Here is a 2,505-nt window from a genome sequence, read left to right on the forward strand (position 1 = left end):
TTAGCTTCAATACAATCACACATCCAAATATGAGGTGAAAATGAAAATCAAGGAAAGCTCACTCCCAGCTGATGTGTTGGGAAAAATAAAGAATCCAGATCCAATTGAGGGCGAGGATATTCTCATTGAGAGTGAAAGTGGCGAATTAATAGGTGTAATAATTCAGCCAAAAGCATACGAGTTTTTTCTAAAAAAAATTGAAGAAAAAGAGGATGAAATTGATAGTGCACTGGATGAAAAGTATGATTCAGGCGCCAAAAGCTTAGATGATCTAATGGGAGAGGATTGAAATGAGCGATCAAAAGCCACGCCAGGAAACAGAAGAAGAGAAAGATCGCCGGCTTAATCAAGACGCGACAATGGAAAAGCTAAAAACACCTAAGCATGAAATCAAGAAACTTAAAACATTGGAAGAGCTTCTTAAGGAGAAGCCGTAATGTATACGGTACGCTTCTCAAAAAAAGCAGAAAAGGCTCTAAAGAAAATAGACCATGTTATGAGACGACGAGTCTTACAGAAAATGGAAAACCTAACTACCAATCCTCGTAGCGGGCCAAATATCAAAACCATGCAGGGCTTTCATAATCGTTTCCGGTACAGAATCGGTGATTTTCGTGTTGTGTATGAGGTTATCGATTCAGAGCTTGTAGTGTGGGTGTTAGAGGCAGATTGGCGCGGAAATATTTACTAAAAGCTAACAAGTTTGTTAACAGGACATTTTTTGCTACGCTCCGTTTTGCAGTGGCTTCGCCACTTTACCGCAAAACTCCACTACACAAAAAACGCCCGTTACAAAGGCGTTAACTTTTATAAGAGGATTAAGTTTAAGTGAAGAAATACATAGTTTTAATATTAACGATATTACTATCTGGAAAGTTATTAGCAGCTGGGCAATGGATTGGCCCCGCGAAGATTACCAAAGTTTGGACTCAACACTCAGGAAATAACGATACATTTTCAATTCAACTAGATACTCCTGTAGTTAATCCCGATAATTGCCAATACAACGGTTGGTACAGGATTACCGCGGCAGATAGCGGTTACAAAACGGCTGTAAGTGTTTTACTGTCTGCCTACGCTACAGGCAAAGAGGTGAGGATTTTTCTTTCAGGTTGCGTTGCGCACCCATACTTCTCGAATATTGAGATGTAAATCGTTAACAATAAAAGTCTGCAGAAAAAATAACCGCTTCTGCGCTTAATTTTCTGCAGCTTAGAGCGTTAGGCAATGCAAGTCTGTACTTAGCGATTAAGGAAAAAGTAGATACATGAATGAATTTTTAATGGGTGTACTCGCTAGCGTCGTAGCTACAGCATTAATCGCTATCACCGCCAAATGGGTTTGGCCCACGTTTAAAGATCGATGCCTGTACAACGGTATTCGTGTGGTGGGGGCATGGGAGATTACCGAAGTGCGCAACGGGAAGAACGTGAAAGTAGGAAAAATCGAGCTGACCCAGCAAGGCCGTATTGTAAAAGGTACGAGCACCCGAACGAAGACCCGAGACGGTAAAAAGTCCGAGAGGAAGTTTCACTATCATGGTTTTATTAACGGTCATCAGGTAACCCTGATTTTCGAGGATGCAAAGGGGGTTGGTTTTGATACTGGGACTTATGTTTTCACGGTTCAGAACGACAGTAACACAATGATAGGTATGGCAACTTTCCATGGAAAGACAGAGAATAAAATAGTCTCAGAGCCAAGAACTCTACTCAAGGTAGTATCTTAAATGCCTAACAATGTGGTGCAGTGGAGCCAGTTACGCTTCGCATTTTTTATTGTATCACTCCGCTTTTTTACCATAAAAAGTGCTCCACTACACTGCCCCACTGACCACGGCGTTGGTATGACTCCCTTTGTCAATTAAAACGTACAAATCCCCACCCTATTTTTTCAAAGTGCCGCTATCTAAAAGTTGGATGAATTCAATCACAGATTAAAGCCAGTAACTTTCGACGGTTCTCATGCTGGTATCCGTAGATTTTATCGCCAAGCGATTAACCTACCTTACTTATTTCGTCGTGGTGCCTGTCTTCAGTCTATGCTCGTGGGTCTAATTAATTTTCATCATCAGCCATCCTAACGCCCTCGGAGATTACACCACCTACCGTGGTTTAATCTGCAATTGAATCCAAAACTTTTAATCATGCTGGTACACGAGCGAGCCGTTGTTTGAGATTAACCGGAGAGATAACAACTTCTCGTGTAATGGCCCAAATGTACGCAATCATTTCTCGAGCAATGGCGGTAATCACCACGTTGTAATGTTTACCTCGTTTCATCAATCGTTGATAACGTTTACACAATCGTAGCTGTGCTTTCCAGGCAATATCGATAATGGTTTTGCTCAGGCCTCTTAAAAAAGTGTCTGGTTTTACTTGACCATTACACTTTATAGACAAAATGCAAAGTCGCTTTAGGGTATTTTGATTGCATCTGATTAACGAATTTTACAATCGCTGGTTTAGTCGTTTTGATACGTCCAAAGTGTTCGATAGCCGATTT

The 2,505-nt window shown here is 41.1% G+C and carries 5 protein-coding genes and 1 pseudogene; 5 read left to right on the forward strand and 1 reads right to left on the reverse strand.

Annotated elements, in window-relative coordinates; translation table 11 throughout:
• Positions 1 to 40 precede the first annotated feature (40 nt).
• The 5 genes from ABVT42_RS21990 (at position 41) to ABVT42_RS22010 (ending at position 1,729) form a co-directional block, all read left to right on the forward strand.
• Positions 41 to 289: a hypothetical protein gene (locus tag ABVT42_RS21990; RefSeq protein ID WP_367024478.1), complete on the forward strand. Its 249-nt coding sequence runs from the start codon at positions 41 to 43 to the stop codon at positions 287 to 289.
• A 1-nt stretch (position 290) separates the two neighbouring features.
• On the forward strand, positions 291 to 437 hold the full coding sequence (locus ABVT42_RS21995) for a hypothetical protein (RefSeq protein ID WP_367024480.1): 147 nt from the start codon (positions 291 to 293) through the stop codon (positions 435 to 437).
• Entirely contained in the window at positions 437 to 691 is a 255-nt protein-coding gene (locus tag ABVT42_RS22000; RefSeq protein ID WP_367024482.1) for a type II toxin-antitoxin system RelE family toxin, read from the forward strand. Before ABVT42_RS21995 ends, ABVT42_RS22000 begins: the two co-directional genes overlap by 1 nt.
• Before the next feature lie 137 nt (positions 692 to 828).
• Positions 829 to 1,152, forward strand: a complete 324-nt coding sequence (locus tag ABVT42_RS22005; RefSeq protein ID WP_367024484.1) for a hypothetical protein — start codon at positions 829 to 831, stop codon at positions 1,150 to 1,152.
• A gap of 115 nt (positions 1,153 to 1,267) precedes the next feature.
• Entirely contained in the window at positions 1,268 to 1,729 is a 462-nt protein-coding gene (locus ABVT42_RS22010; protein WP_353898187.1) for a hypothetical protein, read from the forward strand.
• Between the two features lie 415 nt (positions 1,730 to 2,144).
• On the opposite strand, the pseudogene ABVT42_RS22015 reads toward ABVT42_RS22010, so the two are convergent.
• A pseudogene (locus ABVT42_RS22015) lies at positions 2,145 to 2,357 on the reverse strand (IS110 family transposase); the annotation flags it as partial.
• Positions 2,358 to 2,505: the final 148 nt, after the last annotated feature.

This window comes from Aliikangiella maris, assembly GCF_040719265.1.
In the GTDB taxonomy this organism is placed as follows: domain Bacteria; phylum Pseudomonadota; class Gammaproteobacteria; order Enterobacterales; family Kangiellaceae; genus Aliikangiella; species Aliikangiella maris.